The organism is Treponema sp. (assembly GCF_024696245.1).
GTDB lineage: Bacteria > Spirochaetota > Spirochaetia > Treponematales > Treponemataceae > Treponema_D.
The window spans coordinates 1-2,523 of record NZ_JAILGZ010000119.1 but is presented as its reverse complement, the minus strand read 5'-3'; the positions used below and the strand labels follow the sequence as shown (position 1 = coordinate 2,523).

3 protein-coding genes and 1 tRNA gene are annotated in these 2,523 nt (G+C 36.8%); all 4 read left to right on the top strand.

Annotated features, from left to right (window positions below; genetic code table 11):
- The coding region (locus K6D58_RS08350) for a tetratricopeptide repeat protein (RefSeq protein WP_367182347.1) at window positions 1–1,148 on the top strand (1,148 nt) is incomplete at its 5' end.
- 93 nt (window positions 1,149–1,241) lie between these two features.
- Window positions 1,242–1,313, top strand: a tRNA-Glu gene (locus K6D58_RS08345).
- Window positions 1,314–1,384: 71 nt separating this feature from the next.
- Complete coding sequence (locus K6D58_RS08340) at window positions 1,385–2,107, top strand: AzlC family ABC transporter permease (RefSeq protein ID WP_296829625.1); 723 nt, start codon at window positions 1,385–1,387, stop codon at window positions 2,105–2,107.
- Window positions 2,097–2,405 carry an AzlD domain-containing protein gene (locus K6D58_RS08335; protein WP_296829623.1) on the top strand — a complete coding sequence of 103 codons (309 nt, stop codon included), beginning with the start codon at window positions 2,097–2,099 and terminating at the stop codon, window positions 2,403–2,405. The genes K6D58_RS08340 and K6D58_RS08335 overlap by 11 nt, the downstream gene beginning before the upstream one ends.
- Window positions 2,406–2,523 lie beyond the last annotated feature (118 nt).

The window sequence follows — 2,523 nt, the reverse complement described above, 5'->3', positions numbered from 1 at the left end:
TAATACAGCTCAATTCAAAGCCTACATATAAGACCCGTATAAAGTCTTTTGGCAGTTATTACAAAAAAATTCTCCGGCAAAAAAATGACCAGCTTGGTGATGATAATAAAAATTTTGTTACCCTGACAGATATGATGGGTATAAGGGTAATATGTGCTTTTCTTGAAGACTTATCAGAAGTTCAAAAACAGATTTGTCAGAATTTTGATGTTAAAGAAATAGAAAAAAAAGGGGCAGAGCAGTCTTTCCGTGAGTTTGGATATGAATCAATTCACATTCTGGTAAAGATTCCCCAGGACTGTATGCCGGAAGTTACAGAACCTGTATTACCGGAAGAAGTTGTATGCGAAATTCAAATCAGGACAATTCTTCAGGATGCATGGGCAGAAGTAGAACATGAACTTATTTATAAATCAGAGTTTAACCCTTTTGATAAACCTTTAAGGCGTAAGCTTGCTTCAATCAATGCCAGTCTGACCCTTGCGGATATGATTTTTCAGGAAATCCGTGACTATCAGAATAAACTTCAGTATGAAATTGGAACAAGGCGAAATACTTTTTACGAAAAGGCTGATGATCTTACAAGTGAAGTTCTTTTACCGGAAGCTGCAGTTGGAAAGGTTTTAGTTCCTAAAGAGGAAGAGATTTCAATTGATAAAAATGCCAGTATTGACGACCTGGTACTTTCTGCCTTGCATGAACATAATATGGGCAACTTTCATAAAGCCCAGATTATATACACAAGAATTATAGAATCAAAACCTGAGCCTCCGGCTGTTGTACTTGGTGTAATTTTTAAGCACAGGGGAATGGCTTATTTTGCTCAGGGAAAATATGACGAAGCCCTTAGTGACTTTAAGAACAGCATAGCCAATGATCCTAAAAGCTTCAGGTCCCTTTATTATGAGGGCATTGTTTATAGTATTCAGGAAAAAAATGAAGAAGCAATAGACTGTTTTAATCGTTCCCTGGATATAGATTCATACCAGAGTCATGTTTATTACCGCAGGGCTTTGGCTTATTATAATCTGGGCAATTATAAAGAAGCACTTAATGACATTGCCAATTCAGAAAAGCTTGGTCTTAAGGATAATGATGTCATTGCCCTTAAGAAAAAAGTAATGGAAAAATTCGATATGGGAATGTAAAAAAAAATCAAAAAAAATTTAATTTTTTTTGATTTTGCTATTGACTAAAATTATCCCATAGTATATTATCTAATCATTCAGCAAGCGCTGTATGTCTCCTTCGTCTAGTGGTTAGGACATCGGGTTTTCATCCCGACAACATGGGTTCAATTCCCGTAGGAGATGCTAAACCGTTGATTCAAATGAGTCAGCGGTTTTTTTATTTTCAGGCATATTCAAAGGAATTATATTTTTTTATGAATGATAAGGCACATTTTTTTGCAAAAGGATTAAAGGAAGGTATACCTGTAGCGTCAGGATATTTTGCTGTTGCCTTTTCACTGGGAATTGTTGCCCGTAATTCCGGACTGTCTGCTTTTCAGGGATTTCTTGCCAGTTTGCTTAATACAGCTTCTGCAGGGGAATATTCCTTATTTGAATCCATAAGGGAAGGGGTAACTTATGCAGAACTTGCCCTTTCAATCTTTGTAATTAATATCCGCTATTTTTTAATGAGCTGTTCTTTAAGCCAGAGATTTGCACCTTCGGTTAATATCCTGCATCGTTTTTTTACAGGTTTTGGTATAACCGATGAAATATTTGCCCTTTCTGTATCCCAGAAAAACTACAGCCCTTTCTATACTTATGGAATTATAGCAATAGCAGTTCCAGCCTGGTCCATAGCTACTGCTATAGGTGTTTGTGCAGGTACAATTCTTCCTTTGAGGGTAGTAAGTGCCCTGTCAGTAGCTTTATTCGGGATGTTTCTTGCAATTATAATTCCCCCGGTTAAAAAAGATAAGGCAGTGGCAGCCTGTGTAATATCCAGCTTTGTATTAAGCTATTTATCTTCAGTACTGCCCTATGTAAGGACTATAAGCGGGGGAATGAGGACTGTGGTCCTTACCCTTGTAATTTCCGCTGTAATGGCCTTTATCAGCCCGCTGAGGGACTCTCAAGGAGCATCTGATGAAGAATAACATTTACGTCTATATAATGGTTTCTGCCCTTGTTACTTATGCCATAAGGGTCTTACCCCTTCTGTTTATGAGAAAAAACGTAAACAGCAGGTTTATTAAGTCTTTTCTCTATTATGTTCCCTATGTAACCCTGGCTGTTATGACCTTTCCTGCCATGATAGAAACATCCCAGTCTCTTCTTGCCGGAATAATTACTTTTTTACTGGGAGTGCTTCTTGCATTTTTAGGTTCCAGTCTTATAGTAACGGCTGCAGGATGCTGCTGTGCCTTATTTGTACTTGAATTGTTTTTATGTTAATAATTTTTTAAAAGATGAGTACTTGTAAGGAAGTGTAAAATAAAAAAAAAGTAAAAAAAAATGCACCTCCTGTGATATGTGTCCAGAATTATGGGTACATATCAAATTGAACTATATA